At 70.6% G+C, this 17,490-nt stretch carries 14 protein-coding genes; 4 read left to right on the top strand and 10 right to left on the bottom strand.

The genetic code is table 11. The features are described from left to right. The first annotated feature begins 112 nt into the window (after nucleotides 1–112). Together VGD32_RS04960 and VGD32_RS04965 are read left to right on the top strand one after the other, a co-directional pair. Entirely contained in the window at nucleotides 113–1,402 is a 1,290-nt protein-coding gene (locus tag VGD32_RS04960; RefSeq protein WP_331030793.1) for a sugar MFS transporter, read from the top strand. A gap of 100 nt (nucleotides 1,403–1,502) precedes the next feature. After that, nucleotides 1,503–2,093: a hypothetical protein gene (locus VGD32_RS04965; RefSeq protein ID WP_331030794.1), complete on the top strand. Its 591-nt coding sequence runs from the start codon at nucleotides 1,503–1,505 to the stop codon at nucleotides 2,091–2,093. Here the strand turns inward: VGD32_RS04965 and VGD32_RS04970 are convergent. The 5 genes from VGD32_RS04970 to VGD32_RS04990 form a co-directional block, all read right to left on the bottom strand. Next, the gene (locus tag VGD32_RS04970) at nucleotides 2,090–3,601 is read right to left on the bottom strand and encodes a tryptophan halogenase family protein (RefSeq protein ID WP_331030795.1); all 1,512 of its coding nucleotides are present in this window, start codon (nucleotides 3,599–3,601) and stop codon (nucleotides 2,090–2,092) included. The genes VGD32_RS04965 and VGD32_RS04970 overlap by 4 nt on opposite strands. Further along, a complete protein-coding gene (locus tag VGD32_RS04975) occupies nucleotides 3,601–4,956 on the bottom strand; it encodes an O-antigen ligase family protein (protein ID WP_331030796.1) in 1,356 nt (451 codons plus the stop codon). The genes VGD32_RS04970 and VGD32_RS04975 overlap by 1 nt, the downstream gene beginning before the upstream one ends. Nucleotides 4,957–5,001: 45 nt before the next feature. Further along, a complete protein-coding gene (locus tag VGD32_RS04980) occupies nucleotides 5,002–5,226 on the bottom strand; it encodes a hypothetical protein (protein ID WP_331030797.1) in 225 nt (74 codons plus the stop codon). Between the two features lie 132 nt (nucleotides 5,227–5,358). Then, entirely contained in the window at nucleotides 5,359–6,633 is a 1,275-nt protein-coding gene (locus VGD32_RS04985) for a hypothetical protein (RefSeq protein WP_331030798.1), read from the bottom strand. Beyond that, the gene (locus VGD32_RS04990) at nucleotides 6,630–8,900 is read right to left on the bottom strand and encodes a polysaccharide biosynthesis tyrosine autokinase (protein WP_331030799.1); all 2,271 of its coding nucleotides are present in this window, start codon (nucleotides 8,898–8,900) and stop codon (nucleotides 6,630–6,632) included. The genes VGD32_RS04985 and VGD32_RS04990 overlap by 4 nt, the downstream gene beginning before the upstream one ends. Nucleotides 8,901–9,291: 391 nt before the next feature. On the opposite strand from VGD32_RS04990, the gene VGD32_RS04995 reads away from it, so the two are divergent. After that, nucleotides 9,292–9,696 carry a hypothetical protein gene (locus tag VGD32_RS04995; protein ID WP_331030800.1) on the top strand — a complete coding sequence of 135 codons (405 nt, stop codon included), beginning with the start codon at nucleotides 9,292–9,294 and terminating at the stop codon, nucleotides 9,694–9,696. Here VGD32_RS04995 and VGD32_RS05000 read toward each other — a convergent pair. The 4 genes from VGD32_RS05000 to VGD32_RS05015 all read right to left on the bottom strand — a co-directional run bounded on the left by VGD32_RS05000 (nucleotide 9,686) and on the right by VGD32_RS05015 (nucleotide 14,544). Next, nucleotides 9,686–10,702 (bottom strand): M48 family metallopeptidase, encoded by a 1,017-nt coding sequence (locus VGD32_RS05000; RefSeq protein ID WP_331030801.1) that lies wholly within the window; start codon nucleotides 10,700–10,702, stop codon nucleotides 9,686–9,688. The two genes, VGD32_RS04995 and VGD32_RS05000, sit on opposite strands and share 11 nt — an antisense overlap. 10 nt (nucleotides 10,703–10,712) lie before the next feature. Next, nucleotides 10,713–11,411, bottom strand: coding sequence for a polysaccharide biosynthesis/export family protein (locus VGD32_RS05005; protein WP_331030802.1), 699 nt, complete (start codon nucleotides 11,409–11,411; stop codon nucleotides 10,713–10,715). A gap of 20 nt (nucleotides 11,412–11,431) precedes the next feature. After that, on the bottom strand, nucleotides 11,432–12,226 hold the full coding sequence (locus tag VGD32_RS05010) for a tyrosine-protein phosphatase (protein ID WP_331030803.1): 795 nt from the start codon (nucleotides 12,224–12,226) through the stop codon (nucleotides 11,432–11,434). 116 nt (nucleotides 12,227–12,342) lie between these two features. Beyond that, nucleotides 12,343–14,544 (bottom strand): AGE family epimerase/isomerase, encoded by a 2,202-nt coding sequence (locus VGD32_RS05015; protein ID WP_331030804.1) that lies wholly within the window; start codon nucleotides 14,542–14,544, stop codon nucleotides 12,343–12,345. Nucleotides 14,545–14,996: 452 nt separating this feature from the next. Between VGD32_RS05015 and VGD32_RS05020 the strand changes: the two genes are divergently transcribed. Continuing rightward, nucleotides 14,997–16,895: a nucleoside-diphosphate sugar epimerase/dehydratase gene (locus VGD32_RS05020; RefSeq protein ID WP_331030805.1), complete on the top strand. Its 1,899-nt coding sequence runs from the start codon at nucleotides 14,997–14,999 to the stop codon at nucleotides 16,893–16,895. Between the two features lie 30 nt (nucleotides 16,896–16,925). Here the strand turns inward: VGD32_RS05020 and VGD32_RS05025 are convergent, their stop codons facing one another. Next, nucleotides 16,926–17,486, bottom strand: a complete 561-nt coding sequence (locus tag VGD32_RS05025; RefSeq protein WP_331030806.1) for a sugar transferase — start codon at nucleotides 17,484–17,486, stop codon at nucleotides 16,926–16,928. Nucleotides 17,487–17,490: the final 4 nt, after the last annotated feature.

Raw genomic sequence — 17,490 nt, forward strand, 5'->3', positions numbered from 1 at the left:
GGCCACTTTTGGTTACGGCCCCGGTAAAACGGCTGGACGCAGCCGTTCGACGATGAAACCGTTTACGCCAACGCCGCGCGCGCCAGACGAGCGGCCACCCCCGGGGAGAGAGATGACCGATACGCAAACGCCGGCGCGGCAGGGCACGTCCCTGGCCTTCGCCTATGTGACCACCCTGTTCTTCGCCTGGGGCTTCGCCACCTCGCTGATCGACCCGCTGATCGCGGCGGTCCGCAGGGTGTTCGACCTGAGCACGGCCGAGGCCATGCTGACAGCCTCGGCCTGGTTCATCGCCTACGCCGTCGTCTCGGTGCCGGCTGCGGCGGTGCTGAGCAAGCTCGGCTACAGCCGCTCGATCATCTCGGCCTTGGCCGTGATGGTGCTGGGCTGCCTGATCGTGCCGGTCGCCACCATCATGGACTGGTATCCGGGCGTGCTGATCGCCCTGTTCGTGATCGCCTCGGGCGTAACCCTGCTGCAGGTGGCCGCCAACCCGCTGGTCGCCGCGCTCGGCTCGAAGAAGAGCTCGCACGCGCGTCTCAACTTCTCGCAGTTCTTCAACTCGCTGGGCACCACGGTCGGTCCGTACCTCGGTTCGACCGTCCTGCTGACCGGCGGCGTGTTCGCCGCCGGCGCCGTCGTGACGGCCGCCACGCGCGACGAGTCGCTGCGCAGCATCGACTTCGCCTTCCTGGCGCTGGGGGCCTTCTTCGCCGTCGTGGCCTTCTTCATCTTCACCGCGCGGAAGAAGATCAACGCCGCCGCGGCCGGCGCCGAGGAGGCGGGCGGCGTGTCCTCGCCGTTCCGGGCCTTCAGCTCGCCCTGGGCCCTGTTCGGGGCGCTCGCCATCTTCATCTACGTCGGATCGGAAGTGGCGATCGGCGGCATCCTGACCAACTTCCTCGCCAGCCCGACGATCCTGAATCTCCCCGAGGCAGACGCGGGCCGGATGGTCAGCCTGTACTGGGGCGGCGCCATGGTGGGACGCTTCATCGGGGCCCTACTGCTGACCAAGGTCCGCGCCGGCGTGCTGCTGACGGTCAACACCGCGGTAGCGGCCCTGCTGTGCCTGGTCGTCACCCAGACGTCCGGCGAGACTGCGGCCTACGCCGCCATCGCGGTGGGCTTCTTCAACTCGATCATGTTCCCGACCATCTTCACCCTGACGCTGGAACGGTCGAACGCGCCCGCCTCGGCGACGTCGGGCCTGCTTTGCACCGCCATCGTCGGCGGGGCGGTGCTGCCCTATATCGGCGGCCAGATCGCGGACGCCTCGACGACCTTCAATCCGGTCTTCTACGTCCCGCTCGCCGGCTATCTGCTGCTGACGGTGTTCGCCGTCGCGGCGGCCCGGACGCGGGTCAAGGACGCCGACGTCGTGGCGGCGCCCGCCTCGCACTGAGCCGCGCCACGCGCAAACGTGAGGGCCGCCGGGCATCCCCCGGCGGCCCTTGTGCGTTTCCGCCTGCGCCACGGTGGCGGAGCGGCAGCGAGCGGGAACAGTGCGCATATGGATTCTCGGCTTCGCCCTGGCGCTGATCGCCGGCCAAGCCTGGGCCGAGGTGACGGTGACCTTCTACGCCCATCCCGGGGCGCGGGTTCGCGGCGGCTACCTGCTGTTCCCCCACGCCTATGTGCACGCGACCGGGACGGTCGACGCCACCGGAGAAACGGTCGACTGGTCCGCGGGCTTCACCGCCCAAAGCCCGGGGCCGCAGCTGCTGTTCGCCCGCGGCGGCGGGGTGGTGACCGCGCCGGACGCCCGCTACGTCGACGAGGGGCGGCCGTTCCTCAGCCTGGCGGTCGACGACGCCACCTGGCATGCGCTGAAGGCGCGGGCGGAGTGGTGGAACAGTCCCGAGGGCTCGGTCTACGACCTGAGACGGCGCAACTGCATCACCTTCATCGCCGACCTGGCGCGGGTGGCCGGCCTGCGAACCGCGCCCGAGCCGTCGATGAAGCCGGGGACATTCCTGGAGGCGACGGCGGCGCTGAATCCCGAGGCGGCGTGGCGCGGGGCGCCCCCGGCTCCGGCCGTTCCCGCACCGCCTCCGGTGGTGGCGCTCGCCCCGGCGAGGGAGCCGGTCCGCTAGGCGTCGCCGGACCACATGTTGCTGGCCTTGAGAAAGGCCTCGTGTTCCGGCAGCGCCTCGACCGTCCGCGCGAAGACGTCCGAAACGTTGCGGAGACCGGCCGCGGCCCGGTCCTGGTCCGAATAGCCGTACAGGGGATTGAACATCCGCGGCCTGATCCCCTGGCCGTACATCACCGCCAGCCATGAGGCCTGGCTGAAATACTCGTCCGCCCCGACCTGGTACAGCAGGGCGCGGTCGCGGAAGGCCTCGACGCGTTCGGCCAGGCTGTCGGGGATCGGCATGGCCGCGACCTGCCGCCAGAACGGCGTGTCGTCCCGTTGGGACGCATGATAGTGCAGGATGACGAAGTCGCGGATCAGCTCGACCTCGCGTCCCAGTCGCCGGTTGTAGGCGGCGATGTTGACCGGGCTGAACGACCGGTCCGGGAAATGCTGCAGCAGCCGCACCAGCCCGGCCTGAACGAGGTGAATGCTGGTCGACTCGAGCGGTTCGATGAAGCCGCTCGACAGGCCGAGGCTGACGACATTGCGATCCCAGTACGTCTTGCGGCGGCCCGTCACGAAGCGGAGCAGGCGTGGCTCGGCCAGCGGCTCTCCGTCCAGATTGGCGAGGAGGGTCTCGCGCGCCGCGTCGTCGGCGATGTGGTCGGAACAGTAGACGTAGCCGTTGCCGGTGCGGTGCTGCAGGGCGATGCGCCACTGCCAGCCGGCCTCACGGGCCGTGGACAGGGTGTAGGGGGTGAGCGGTTCGGTCCGGGCGCAGGGGACGGCCACGGCGCGGTCGACCGGCAGCCAGTGCGACCAGTCCTCGTATCCCGTCTTGAGGGCCCCCTCGATCAGCAGGCCGCGGAAACCGGTGCAGTCTATGTAGAGGTCGGCCGACAGGCTGCGGCCGTCCTCGAGCGTGATGCTGTCGACGAAGCCATCGTCCGGGCGCTGGACGACCTCGACCACCTTGCCCTCGACCCGTTCGACACCGCGGCCTTCGCAGACCCTGCGCAGGTAGCGGGCGTAGAGGGTGGCGTCGAAATGGTAGGCGGTGAACAGGCCATGGCGCGGCGAGCGGGGATCGGCGTCCCGGGGCCCGACCTTGCCGGCGTCGGCGGCGCGCCAGCAGATGGAATAGTCGCCGAGCGGGCCCACCCGGCCTTTCGACTGCAGCGCCAGCCAGGTCTGCTGAAAGTCGCCCAGGGTCGGCCCCGGCCCGAAGGTGCCGAACGGGTGGGTGTAGCGGGCGCCGATCCGGCCCCAGTCCTGGAAGACGATGGCCACCTTGAGCGTGGCCTTGGTCTCGCGCATGAACTCGGCCTCATCGAGCCCGATCATGACGTTGAAGTCCCGGATGGGCGGGACCGTGGCCTCGCCGACGCCGACGATGCCGATCTCCTCGGACTCCACCAGGGTGACCTTGGCGTGCGGGCCCAGGGTTCGCTGCAGCGCCGCCGCCGCCATCCATCCCGCCGTTCCGCCCCCGACGATCAGGATGCTGCGGATCGGCCCGGCCATCAGGCCAGTTCCCGGTCGGTCGGCCGGCCCGCCTTCTCAAGAATGGCGGCGCACAGGGCGAACAGGCAGGCCAGGGTGGCGGTGCGCAGCGGATAGTCGACGGCGGAATGGGCCAGCATGACCAGCAGGGCGATGCTGGCGGCGCGCTGCAGATCGCGTTCGCGCGACGGGCCCGCCCGCCACGCGCTCCACAGGCGGCGGCCGTACCAGACGAGAAAGGCGAGGATCAGGATCGCGCCCGGCCAGCCGGCCTCAAGCCACGTCTCGAGGTATTCGTTGTGGGCGTGGTTGAAGAAGGTCGGGTCCAGTTGCTCCAGCGGCTCGACCGAGCGGAACACCGCGTCGAAGCTGCCGACCCCGGAGCCGAGCGGCAGGTGGGTCTCGGCGGCGGCGGCGACGATGGGCCAGCCCTCGAAACGGCCCTCGGGCGCGGACTGGACGTCGAACCGGGCGAGGATGGGCGGCAGGGCGAACAGGGCCACGGCGCCGACGGCGGCGGCGACGCCCCCCGCCAGGCCGATCAGCGCCGGCCCGGGGCGTCCCCGTCCAGCGGCGACCCAGGCGGCCAGCAGGCTGGCGATCGCGGCCGGGCCGAACAGGATCACGCCGGCCCGGGAGCGGATCGCGGCCAGCCCGATCACGACCAGGCCCATGAACAGGGCGCCGAACCACAGCGCCAGCCGGCGGTCATCGGCGCGATGGCGCAGGGTGGCGGCTCCGAACACCGCGGCGAACGGCAGACAGGCCAGCAGCAAGGTGGCGAGATGGTTGCGGTTGGCGAAGAAGCCGGTGACGGACCCGGCGCTGGTGGTTTCCCACGGGTAGAGGCGCTCGCCGCCGCTGGCCAGCTGGGCCGCGCCCAGCAGGACGCCCACCACGGCCGCGATCATGTAGACGCCGACCAGGCGGCTGCTCAGCGTATGCGACGCGGACAGCACAAGCAGGAAGACGGCGGCTGGAGGAATGAGGGCGAGGGCCGAGCCCCAGGTCAGATCCGGCGTAAGGCTCAACGGGGCCCAGCCGGGCTGCAGGCCGGCCAGTTCGAGCGCCAGGACCAGTTCGTCGCGGCCCGGCAGTCCGGTCCACACGGCGGGGGGAAGGGGAATCAGCTGCACCAGCGGGATGGCGGCAACAGCGGCCAGCAGACCCAGGGCGAACCGGTGCTGGCGCCACAGGCCCGACCGGATCAGCCGGCTCGCGCCGATCACCAGAACGGGCAGGGCGGCCAGTTCGACGATGGCCAGTCGCAGGGCGTGTTCGCGGCTGGCGCCCCCCAGAACAACAGAAAGGGCCAGCAGGATGATCGCCACGATCGCGGCGATATCCCACTGGCCCTTCGAAACCTTGCTTGGCACGCGTTACGTCAGCGCAAAGGCGGGCGTGTCGCGGACCAGATCGGCTTAGTCGCTTTCCGAGTCGTCTTCGTTGATCACGACGATCGTGGCGATGATCACCGCGGTGCCGATCAGCAGAACCGGAAGCGGGATGCCGGCGAACTCCGACGAAGCGTCGGCGCGAGCGCCCACGCGGTCGCCGACGCGAGCGACGGCCGAATCGTTGGCGGCGGCGGCTTGGCCAGCCACGAGCAGCAGGCCCGCCGTGACAGCGGCGATGGTCTTACGCATGCTTTAATCCCCTTCTGAACAGGTCTTTGGTACGGGCTGGCCCGCGACGTATCGACAATGGGTATAGGCGGCGAAGGTTTCAAAAGCAATACGATTCAACGAAACTGTGGCGCCGATACCGTACATTGGCCGTCAGTCGGCAGGGGACCCAAGCCGGGCGATGGCCACCCGGTCGATCCAGGCGATGGTCGGCGTGCGCCGGTCGCCGCCTCGGCTTTCGATCCGCAGCCACTGGCCCGGACAGGCTCCAGGCACGGTGAACTCCGCCGTCACCGGGGTCCAGACGGGAGCGGAGCGGGCGACCGCCGGAGCGGCGAGGACGCGCAGATCCCCCGGCGAGCAGGTCAGCGACCAGATCAGACGCGCGCCCGGTTCGCCGGCTTCGGCCCGGGCCTCCGCCGTGAGCCGGTAGCGTCCGGGCGTCAGGAACAGCAGCTGTTCGGCGAACAGCACGGTCGAATAGCCGTCATAGTCGATGCGCAGCGCCGGGTCGGCGGGCCTGACCTCGTCGGGCACGATCTCGACGACGGCTCCGGCTTCCTGGCCCAGCCGCCACTGGAAGGGCTGGGGGGCCGCGGCGTCGCCGAAGCCGCCGTTCGAGACGGCGGCGACCGGCGGGCGGTTCAGGCGCGCGCGGATCGTGCGAACGGCGTCGATCTGGCCCTTCTCAAGCAGGTGAAAGTAAACCTGGGCGAGTTCCTGATTGGTCAGCGGAGCCTTGCCGCGCTGCAGCAGGACGGCGAGATTGGCCGCGACCTGCAGGCCCTCGACCGTGCCGAACAGGCTGTCGAGATAGGCCTGCCGCCAAGGAGGGCGGGCGTCGATCAGCCGGGCGATCTCGGGCAGGGCGCGGGCGGCGTCCTGGGTCGCCGCGACGGTGAACAGCCGGAACACCTGCGGCCGGATATCCTCACGGCGCCGCACCAGGGTGTCGGCGTGGGCGAAGGACGAGGCGTAGTCGCCTCGCTTCAGCCGGTGCTCGACCAGCCAGGCGTGGGCGGGATCGTCGCGCAGGCTCCAGTTGCCGGCCAGGGTCAGGATGTCGTCGGCGGCGGCGTCGCGTCCCGCGCGGGCCTCGGTCAGACCCACGACCCGCAGCGCGCGGACGTTGAAGGGCGCCCGGACGAGGGCCTCGCGCGCCAGGGACGCGGCGTTGCCGTAGCGGCGGGCGTCGTTGTCGGCCTGGCCCGCGGCGAACTCGGCCTCGGCGGCGCGGCGCAGCACGAGGGGCGATCCGGGGGCTGCGCGGACGGCGATCTCGGGCGGCGCGCGCTGCGTGACCGGCTGGAGCAGGATCTGCCAGCCCAGCCATACGGCGCCCACCGTCAGGGCGTAGGGGGCGTAGTCCGTCAGCAGGCCGCGACCGCGAGCGCGGGGGCCGGCGGCGGCGTCCGCCTGATCTCTCAAGCCTTCTTGCCCTTCTTGGCCTGCGGCTCGCCTTCCGCGCCATAGGCGTAGTCGTAGGCGTAGTCATACCCGCCGTAGGACGTGGACTTGGCGTTGAACTTGGTCAGCACCGCGCCCAGCAGACGGGCCCGGCCCACCTTCAGCCGCCGCAGGGCCCCGCGCGCCTGGCCCCGACGGGTGCCGCGCGATTCCAGCACGAACAGGACGCCCCCGACGCTGGCGGCCAGCAGCGGCGAATCCGCGAAGCCGAGCACCGGCGGGCCGTCGACGATGACGTGGTCGAAGCTGTTGCGCGACTCGGCGAGGAACTGGCGCAGGCGGTCGCTGCCCCACAGTTCGGCCGGGTTGGGCGGCAGCGGGCCGCAGGGGATGAAGAACAGATTGTCCTGACGCGTGCGCTGGACGACGCTCTGCAGGTCCGACGATCCGGAGAGCAGATTGCTCATGCCTCGCTCGTTCTCGACCCCCACCACGCGGTGCATGGACGGGTTGCGCAGGTCCCCGTCGATCAGCAGCACCCGCTTGCCGACGCGGGCAAGGTTGAGGGCCACGGCATAGGCGGTGGTCGACTTGCCCTCGGCCGGGCGGGCGCTGGAGACCAGCAGGCTGGCTGGCGCGCCGTCCGGCGTAGAGAACTGCAGGGCCGTTCGCAGGGAGTAGTAGGCCTCGGAGAATCCGGACCGGATGTCGGCCAGGGCCGCGGCGGTGGTCTGACCCTTGTCGAGCAGGGGCACGACGCCGAGCACCGGCACGCCCAGCTTCTTCTCGACGTCGTCCGGGGTGGCGACCGTCTCGTCGAGGGCCTCGAGCACCAAGGCGGCGACGATCCCGAGGCCGAGGCCGAACAGGGCCGCGAGCGCCAGGTTGATCAGCATGTTCGGCTTGGACGGCGAGGCGGGCGGACGGGCGCTGTCGACGATCGAGATGTTGTTGGCGGTGACGTCGCCGGTGACGGCGATCTCCTTGTAGCGCTGGAGCAGGCTCTCGTAGAGCGTCCGCGTGGTGTCCAGCTCGCGCTGCAGGATGTTGTACTGGATCGACCGGTCGCGCAGGTCGAGCACGTCGCCCTTCAGACCGTTGACCTGGGCCTGCAGCGACCGCTCCTGGTTGGCGGCGATGACGTACTGGTTCTGGATCGAGCTGCGGATGTTCGCCGCCAGCGACTGGATCTGGCCGTCGACCTCGTTGATCTGGGCGCGCAGGCGGACCATCTCGGGATAGTCTTCCTGATAGACGCTCAGCTTTTGCTGGTACTCGGAATCGAGTTGCGCCCGCTGTTCGGTGAGGCGCTGGATCGACGGGTTCTGCAGCACCTCCGGCAGGGTCATCAGCTGGTTGCTGCGGGCCGAGCGCCACTTTTCCTCGGCGGCCACGCGGGCGGCGCGGGCGGAAGCCAGGGCGCTGTTCAGGGCCACGAGGTTGTTGGAAGCCAGGGACTGGGTCGCCCCGCCGTTGGCGTCGCCCTCGTCGGACTCGCCGACGTTGATGATCTGCTGATTGGCGGCGTAGGCGACCAGCTGACGCTCGGCCTCCTCGAGCCGGCCCTTGGTCTGGGCGATCCGCTCCTCGAGGAACTCGCGGGCGTAGGCCGAACTCTCGTATTTGCGGTCGAGGTTCGACTGGATGAAATTCTCGGCGTAGGCGTTGGCGATCCGGGCGGCGACCACCGGGTCCGGGTTGTCGAAACTGACGGCGACGAGGCGCGAGCCGCGCACGGGGGTGACGCCCAGCCCCTCCTGCACCACGGACAGGGCGACGGCGCGGCGGCGCTCGGCCTGGGCGGCGGCGGTGCCCGTGCGGGCCGGCGGTTCGACGCCGATGGCGGCCAGGGCCTGGTCGGAACTGGCGAGGCCGAGGCTTTCGACGACCCGTTCCGCCAGCGACCGGCTGCGCAGCAGACCGTACTGGGTCTGGAAGAACTCCTCGCCCTGGCTCATGCTCTCGCGCGGCGTGACGTCCTCGGAGGTGACGACCCGGGCCGCCTCCCGATCGATCTGCAGCGTGGCGGTGGCGGTGTAGATCGGCGTCATCAGCAGCGTCAGGGCGGCGCCGATGGCGAGCGCGCCGAGGAAGCAGCCGAGGATCAGGATCCGGTGCTTGAGGGCGAGGCGCCAATAGACGGCGAGATCGAACGCCGGCGCCTCCTGCGGCTCGTCCGCCCAGACGCCAGCCTGATCGTCATCGAATACGGCATCGCCGAATCCGCCAGCCGCGCGGCCGGCCCGGGGATTACGATCGTCGGCGGAGGAGGGGTCGCCCAGCATCATCAAGTCACTCACACGTTAGCGGCCCGGGCCGCCGGTCACGTCAGGTTCGAGGCTGATATCGCAAAGCCTCGGCGGGCGCACACGAATTCCGCCTGAGACGGGTCGTCCACGTCCGCGCCCGTTCTTGTCGGCGGGGGGCGCCCGGAGGTCAAGCCGGGGGTCAGTCGACCGTCGAGGCGGGCCGATCGGTGTCGGCGGCGACGGCCCGGGTCCTCGGCGAAGGCGTAGTCCAGCTTCGATCCCAGACGACTTCGCTGTATAGGCCGGCGGCGCGCGCGGTGAAGGGCGACGGCTCGAGGCCCCGACGACGTGGGAGCCGGGGCCGGTCCAGTCCGTCCGTGCTTTGTATCGACATCGTCCCTTCCCTCCCCGGAGACGTTAACCCAGTTCCATGAGACGTGCGAATCACCCCGACCGCCCCGACCCAGAACCGGCAAACGGGCCCGGCCTGCGACTGTTCCGTACGGCTACGCTGGTCTGGGTGGTCGTCATCGGCTGGCTGGCTTTCCGGCCTTCGACGGGGCTCGAGGGCGGGCTGCCGTGGGACAAGGCCAACCATGCCGTAGCCTTCGTGGTACTGACGGCGCTGACCGGCCGGGGCTGGCCGGTCCTGTCCCGGACCCTGCTGGTCCTGACCATGCTGGCGGCCGGAGTGGGCATCGAACTGGTGCAGGGCCTGCCGTCGATCGGGCGGGACGCGGACGTCTGGGATGTCGTCGCGGACGGCGTCGGCGTCGCCGCCGGTCTGGTCCTGCTGGCCTGGCTGCGCCGGCGGCCCGCCGGGCTCAGGGAATGAGGGCGCGTCCGGCGGCCTTGCGGGCGGCGATGTCCTCGAGCACCGGCCGCAGCGCCCGGCGGCGGCCGGCGGCGGAGTCGTAGATCCCGCCGGTGTTGATCTGGGGGCCGCGCGCGCCTTCGTCGACCGCTTCCCAGCGGCCGAGGAACTCGACGGCGCGATACGGATCGAAGCCCGCCCTGGCCACGAGGAACAGCCCCATGCGGTCGGCGTCCGCCTCGGACGAGAGCGACAGGCCGCGCCGCATGGATATGGCCCAGTTAAGCCCGCCGCGCAGCCCGGTCACGTCCGGCTGGCTGCGGTGCTCCAGCACGGCATGGGCCAGTTCGTGGGCGAGGACGAAGGCCAGTTCGTCGTCGTTCTGCGCCAGATTGGCCATCCCGTCGGAGATGAAGACGTGCCGCCCGTCGGTGCGGCTGCGGAAGGTGCCTGTGACCTCCACCTGGGTCGGGTAGGCGCAGGCGGAGACGGGGCGGACCGTGATCTCCCGTTCCCGTCCCTCGCGCCGCACAGTCAGCCCGACCGGGCCCAGGGCCAGCGCGGCGTCGAGAACCGCGCTGTTGGCCTGGAGCCCGTCGTAGGATTCCGAGGCGGTGGAATCCCCTTGGCGGAGGGCCTGACCGTTGACCGAAAGGATCAGGTCGCCCGGCGCGAGACCCGCCATGGCGGCCGGGCTTCCGGGGGGCGCCGCCAGCACGCCCGGAAGATCACCGGCGAGGCCGTAGCGCGCCTCGGCCAGCGGTCTCAGCTCCGGCCCGTACTGACTGGCCGATTGCAGGGTCCAGCCCGCGCGCGGACGGTTGACGGGGCACAGGTCGGCGTTGGCGAGGGCGAGGGTCCAGGCCACGTTGGCGACCCGCACATCCTGTTGCGTCAGCCGCTCCAGCCGCACGGCGGGCGCATCCTGAAGCGTCGCGGCGCCGGCGTCGGGCGCGGGGTGGCTGCAGCCGCCGGCGGTCAGCGCCAGGGCCAGCGCCCCGGCGGCGGCGACCAGGCGTGCGGGCACCCGCACGGGATCAGAACGGACGGAAGATCGACAGGGCCGGCAGGGCGCCGATGATCTCGCGCATGGCGGAGCTCATCCGGGAGGTGTCGACCACGATGATGTCATCGCCCAGCACCCTCGGATCCTCCGCCCGGCCCTGACGGATCGCGGCCAGGTCGAACAGGGCCACCGAACGCTGCCCGTCGATGGTGCGGAAGACCGCCACCTTGGTCAGGTCCGCGACGCGGCTGGGGCCCTCGGCCATGGCCACAGCCTGCAGCAACGAGGTCGTGCCGCGCATGGTGTAGACGCCCGGCTTGGTCACCGCCCCGTCGACGGTGATCTTCTGGCTGGCGGCCTCGGTCACGGTGACGGTGACCTGCGGGTTGCGCAGATACTGGGTGCTGAGGCGCTCGGCCACGGCGGTGGACAGCTCGCCCGAGGTCAGGCCGGCCGCGCGCACGGCGCCGATCAGGGGCATCTGGATATTGCCCGAGGTGTCGACGGTCAGGCTGTCGAACGACAGGTCCGGCACCTGGAAGACCCGCAGGCTGAGCTTGTCGCCGACCCCGATCTGATACTCGGTCTGGGGCGCCGCCGAGACCTGGCCGGCCGTCTGCAGATCGACCGGCTGGGCCGCCGTCATCTGGCCGACGTCCATCTTCGGACCCCCGCAGGCGGCGAGGAGGGTGGCCGAGGCGATAAGGACCAGCGAAAGGGTGCGCATCATGGTCGACAGTACCTTGAAACTCAGGCGGCCTTGAAGAGCCGTTTGAAGAAACCGGGCCGGGAAGCCTGGCGCGGGGCGCCGACCGCGGCGGGAGCCGAGGCGGGCGTAGCGTTTTCGAGCACGGCGAGGGGTCGGGTCAACACCATGTCCTTCGCCGCCTGATCGCCGAGCCTGAGCGCGACCGCCTCGACGGCCTCGGACAGCACCGGCGAGCGGCTGCGAAGATTGTGCGCGTCGGTGGCGAGAATGTGGACGATGCCTTCGTCCAGCATGCGCTCGGCCCAGTACTGGGTCCGCTTCCCGAACCGGCCGGTGACGGAACCGGCGGTGATCTGCATCCATGCCCCGGCCTCGGCCAGCTGGACCATGACCTCGTAGTGGTCCTCGATCCAGCGCAGGCGTTCGGGATGGGTGATCAGCGGATGGAAGCCGGCGGCCATGCAGTCGAACACGGCCTCGGCCATGCGGGGCGGCGCGGTCGTGTGCGGCGGTTCGAACAGGAAATAGCGGGTGTCGGCCAGCGTCAGCTTCGAGCCGTCGCGCAGGCCCGAGGCCAGCCCGGGCACCAGATGCACGTCGGCGCCGGTGACGAGGCGCAGCGGGATGCCGGCGTCGTCGAGCCGGACCTGGAGGGCCGCCACCGCCGCGCGCACCCCGTCCGAGGTGTTGTCATAGTAGCCGGGCATCATGTGCGGCGTGCAGGCCGTGACGGTGATGCCGTCGGCGACGGCCATCCGCGCCATCTGCAGCGAGGTTTCGAGGTCCGGCGCCCCGTCGTCTATGCCGGGCAGGATATGGCAGTGCAGATCGATCACGTCAGTCTCGCATCCGGAGCCGTGTCTAGAGGACAGCGTCGCCGGTGAACAGGGGATGAAGCCCGGCCCCCCGGCCGGTGATGCTGAACGCGAACCGTGACGGTTCGTTCAGTCTGTCAGGCCAGATCGCGCGGCGCGTCGGCGAGAAGGCCCGACCGGGCCGCCTCGCAGACCTGATCGAAGGCCCCGGCGATATGATACAGCGAGCTGGCCGGCGCGGGCTCGTCAACGAAGCTCCCGTCGACCTGGAGCCGGTCCCGCCAGGCGCCGTTCGGGCGCAGATAGCGGTTGAGGCCGCGCATGGCCTTGCCGGCCTCAATCAGCCGTTCCCCCCGCTCGCCGCCCTCGTCCAGGGCGGCCATGGCCAGTGCGGCGCGCAGCCATTCGGTCTGCGGCCAGAGGCGGGCGTCGCCGCTGCGCACCTTCAACCGGTCGTCCAGCTGGTCCACGGCCACGCCGCGGCGCGGATCGATCCCGCGCAGGCCGTGGCGATACAGTCGGCGGGCCGCGGCCATGGCGCGTTCGTCGTCACGGGCGAGCGCGTGGCGCGACAGCAGCCAGCTCCATTCGAACTGGTGCCCCGGCTCGACCAGCCGGCCGTCCTCGCCGCGCGCCGGGCGCCAGTCGGCATCGAAGAATTCGCGCAGGAAGCCGCCCTCGCCATCGATCAGGCGGGTCAGGGCGAGGTCGGCGATGGCGTCGGCGACGGCGTCCCAGCGACGGTCGACGCCGCGCGCGCTCCAAGCCTGGGCGGCCTCGAACAAATGCATGTTGGCGTTGGCCTGGAACGGGTGGTCGCCGGTTTCGCGCCAGCCGCCCGCCGGAAGGCGATCCGCCGCCAGCCGGTCCAGCAGGACCCGCGCCCGGGCTTCGCACCGCTCCGTCTGAACGCCCGCAGCGTGCGCCGCCGCCAAGGCCAGCAGGGCGAAGGCCTGCTCGTACAGCACGGCCGTGTCGTCCAGCACCGCGCCGTCCGGGCTCAGTGCGTTGCGGATGGCGCCGTCGGACCGGACGTAGCCGTCCAGGAACCGGTCCAACCCCGCTTCGGCCTTCTCGCGCCACGGACCCCGCCAGCCCAGCGCCCCGGCGCGGCACAGCACGAAGATCTGCCGGCTCTGCACCCGGGCCCGGCGACGCGTCTCCCGCGGCCGGCCCTCCAGCGTCAGCGCCTCGACAAAGGCGCCGTCGGCATGAACGCCGAGCGTGGTCCACAGGGGGAGGGCGGCGGTTCGCATCCAGTCGCCGAAGCGGGCGAACGGGGCCGGCTCGCGCCGGTCCGGAATGTCGGCGTGCCCGGGCGCCTCGACCTTGACGCGGTCGACGACGGCCTTGACCTCCTGGGCGCGGTCGAGGGCGCAGACGAGGACGGCGTCAGGCTCCACGATCACCGCGAGGTTCGAGACCCCCAGCGTGGCCACCACCATGCCTTCGGGGGCCCGCACCAGGTTGTCAGCGCTGTCGACGCCGACGTGAATTCCGGCCTGGCCCTGACCGGTGTCCATCACCGAATCCCAGGCGCCGACGTCCGACCAGGCGAAGGCGACAGGCAGAACCGACGTCCGGTCGCTCTTCTCCATCACCGCATAGTCGATCGAGATCTTCGGCGCCGCCCGGAAGGCGTCGCCCAGCCGGACGACCGGACCGGTCTCGCCGGCCGCGGGAAGCGAGGCGCGGACGTGGACGCCGATGGCCGGCGCGTGAACCGCCAGCTCGTCCATCAGGGTGCGGGCGGCGACGATGAAATTGCCGCTGTTCCACAGATAGCCTTCGGCGACATAGCCCGCCGCCGTGGCGGCGTCGGGCTTTTCGACGAACCGGCTGACCGGCGCGAGCCCCGGTCCGGCGGGGCAGATGTAGCCATAGGCCGAGGAGGGGGAGGTCGGCGTGACCCCGAGGGTGACGATCCGCCCGTTCATCGCTTCGGCCGCCGCCGTCCGGACGGCCTTGCGGAAGGCTTCGGCGTCCGGGATGTGGTGATCGGACGCCACGACGGCCGCGACGCCGGCCGGGTCGAGGGCCTCGATGAAGGCCGCGGCCGCCGCCATGGCCGGCCCGGAGTCGCGCGCCTCCGGCTCCAGAAGGACCACGGCCTCCGTGCCGATGTCCGCCAGCTGGGCGGCCACGGCATCGGCGTGGCCCGCCCCGGCCACGACGATGACGCGGCCATCGGCGGCCAGCGGCGCGACCCTCAGCACCGTGCTCTGAAACAGGGACTGTTCGCCGGTGAGGGCGAGGAATTGCTTGGGCCGGCCGGGACGGGAGGCGGGCCACAGGCGCGATCCGGCCCCGCCGCACATGATCACCGGATAGATCGTCATCGTTCCCCCGCGGCCGCTCGGTCAGCGGCTGTTCTAGCGACTCGACGGCGCGGCGTCTCGCCCCGGCCTCGCTGCAAAACCGGTAACCGGTTTCCCGCCGCCGGCGCGCGCTAAAGAAATCGCGCTTTCCCGTCTGGTTGTCGCTCCGAGGTATACTTTTTGCCGACCGTTGTTACGCTCATCCGGTGCAGGCAGGTGACAGCTTGGCGGGAACCGTCTAAGAGGCCGGAACTTTTTCGGCTTTCGACGATTGGAGGCCGTTCGGGGAATGCCGCGGGGGGAGCCGCGGCTGTTTTCGTCCGATCGGCATTGAAGTGAAGGGACCGTCTGTTTTCGTCACCCTACTGTGATGTCGTGCCGCTATACTGTGGCATGCGCGGGGGCAGGAGGGCGGACTCAGCGGCAGGACTGACTTGGGTATTGCAAACACGCTGACTATTCGCGGTCTGAAGGTGACGGCGCGTGCCGGCATCCGCGTCGCGGCGGTGATCGGAGCCTATCTGCTGGTCGCCGGCTCGGGCATGACGCCCGACGGGGTGCTGCGGGCGGCCGAGGCGGCGTGGCCCCACGCTGTGGCCTTCGCCGTGCTGGGGCTGGCGCTGGATCTGGCTTTCCGCACCGACCGCGCGCTGTGGCGCTATGTGTCGATCGTCGACATCGGACCGATCGTGCGCAATTCCGTGCTGTCGGCCTTCATCTTCCTGGCCTTCAACTTCTTCCTCGAGCGCGGCGCATCCCTGCCGCGCACCACCCTGCTCATCCTGCCGGTGCTGGACGTCGTCATGACCCTGGCGCTGGTGCTGGCGCGGCGGATCGCCCACGACAAGGCCGCCCTGCGCAGCCTGGTGCCCATCCTCGGCAAGCAGGACGATCGCACGCCCCTGGTCCTCGTGGGGCGCATGGACCGGGCCGACACCTTCCTGCGCGAACTGTCGCGCGGCGACGAGGAGTACCGTCCGGCCGGCATCGTCACCGACGCGGCCGGCGCGGAGGCCCGCGAGCTGCGGGGGGTGAAGGTGCTCGCCAACGTCCGACACGCCGCGGACATGCTGGAGGACTTCGCCGGACGCGGGGCCGAGCCGGCCATCGTCTTCCTCGACGACTCCATCACCCCCGCGGACTTCGGCGTCGAGCGCCTCGGCCAGTTGCGCACCCGTGGCGTGAAGCTGCTCCGCACTCCCAGCCTGGTCGAGGTCGGCGGCGCCGGCGACGACCGCGCCATGCGCGAGTTCAAGCTGGAGGAACTGCTGGCCCGTCCGCCGGTCCGGCTGGACGACGCGCCGCTCAGGGCCCTGGTCGCCGGCCGCCGGGTGCTGGTCACCGGCGCGGGCGGTTCGATCGGCTCGGAGATCTGCCGCCAGGTCGCCAGCCTCGGCTGCGGCCACCTGGCCATGCTCGACAACTCGGAATTCGGCCTGTTCAAGATCGATCAGGAGATCGGCGACCGCTGGCCGACCCTGTCGCGCCGCGAATATCTGCACGACGTCCGCAACAAGGCCCTGCTGAACGACAGCTTCAACGACGTGCGGCCGGACGTGGTCTTCCACGCCGCCGCCCTGAAGCATGTGCCGCTGATGGAGAAGCATCCGTGCGAGAGCGTGCTGACCAATGTCGTCGGCACCTGGAACGTGGCCGAGGCCGCCAACGCCGCCGGCGTCAAGCACATGGTCTTCATCTCGACCGACAAGGCCGTCGATCCGCCGAACGTCATGGGGGCCACCAAGCGGCTGGCCGAGGCCGTCGTGCGGGCCCAGCAGACCGGCGCCGGCGACACCCGCTTCAGCGTCGTCCGCTTCGGCAATGTGCTGGGTTCGGCCGGATCCGTGGTGCCGACCTTCCGCGCCCAGATCGAGCGCGGCGGTCCGGTGACCGTGACCCATCCGGACATCGAGCGCTATTTCATGACCATCCCGGAGGCGGTGCAGCTGGTGCTTCACGCCACGGCCCACTCCGCGCGTCAGCCGGATGCGCCGCTGGGCGTCTTCGTGCTCGACATGGGCAAGCCGGTGAAGATCATGGACCTCGCCCGCCAGCTGATCGAACTGTCCGGCAAGACCCCGGGCCGCGACATCGAGATCGAGGTCACCGGCCTGCGCCCCGGCGAGAAGCTGTTCGAGGAGCTGGTCGATTCCAGCGAGATCTCGGAAATGTGCGGCCAGAGCCTGATGTGCGTCACCGACCGTATCCAGGGCGCGCGGATGACCGAGCATACGGTGCACAAGCTGGAGAAGGTCGCCCGTTCCGGCGACGCCGCGGAGACGCGGGCCCTGATCTTCGAAACCCTGGCCAAGGTGCGGGCGGTGTCGTCGGACGAGATGTCGGGGGCGGTCCTGCCGATGCGCCGGGCCTGATCGCGGCCCGCTCTCGTCTCAGCCCCGGGGCTAGTGCGAGATGTCCTTGGCGCGGATGACCTTGCCGACGGTCATCCAGATCGTCCTCAGATCCATCGCGAAGCCCTGTTTCTGCAGATATTCGACGTCCAGCTTGACCTTCTCCGGAATGGGCAGCTCGTCGCGGCCGTTGACCTGGGCCCAGCCGGTCAGGCCGGGGCGCAGCCGGTGCACCCCGTGCTCGGTGCGCAGGGCGATCAGGTCGTCCTGGTTGAACAGGGCGGGGCGCGGCCCGACAATCGACATGTCGCCGACCAGGATGCTCCACAGCTGCGGCAGTTCGTCGAGGCTGCTCTTGCGCAGGAAACCGCCGATCGGGGTCAGCCAGGCGGTCGTGTCGCTCAGCAGATGGGTCGCCACGGCCGGCGTCTCGATCCGCATCGAGCGAAATTTCGGCATCCGGAACAGTTTGTTGTCACGGCCGACCCGGTCCGACCAGTAGATGGCCGGTCCCTTCGAGGTCGCCCGCACGGCGATGGCGACCGCCAGCATCGGCACGGCGAAGACGGTCAGGGCCCCCAAGGCCATGACGAAGTCGAAGGCGCGCTTCATCCGC

Origin of the sequence: Brevundimonas sp., from assembly GCF_036402095.1 — a bacterium.
GTDB lineage: Bacteria > Pseudomonadota > Alphaproteobacteria > Caulobacterales > Caulobacteraceae > Brevundimonas.

Bases quoted from the DNA above. Each gene is read 5' to 3' on its own strand.
- VGD32_RS04960 (WP_331030793.1), top strand. From the start codon at position 113: ATGACCGATACGCAAACGCCGGCGCGGCAGGGCACGTCCCTGGCCTTC.
- VGD32_RS04995 (WP_331030800.1), top strand. From the start codon at position 9,292: ATGAGACGTGCGAATCACCCCGACCGCCCCGACCCAGAACCGGCAAAC.
- VGD32_RS04970 (WP_331030795.1), bottom strand. From the start codon at position 3,601: ATGGCCGGGCCGATCCGCAGCATCCTGATCGTCGGGGGCGGAACGGCG.
- VGD32_RS05005 (WP_331030802.1), bottom strand. From the start codon at position 11,411: ATGATGCGCACCCTTTCGCTGGTCCTTATCGCCTCGGCCACCCTCCTC.
- VGD32_RS04980 (WP_331030797.1), bottom strand. From the start codon at position 5,226: ATGCGTAAGACCATCGCCGCTGTCACGGCGGGCCTGCTGCTCGTGGCT.
- VGD32_RS04990 (WP_331030799.1), bottom strand. From the start codon at position 8,900: ATGATGCTGGGCGACCCCTCCTCCGCCGACGATCGTAATCCCCGGGCC.
- VGD32_RS05015 (WP_331030804.1), bottom strand. From the start codon at position 14,544: ATGACGATCTATCCGGTGATCATGTGCGGCGGGGCCGGATCGCGCCTG.
- VGD32_RS05025 (WP_331030806.1), bottom strand. From the start codon at position 17,486: ATGAAGCGCGCCTTCGACTTCGTCATGGCCTTGGGGGCCCTGACCGTC.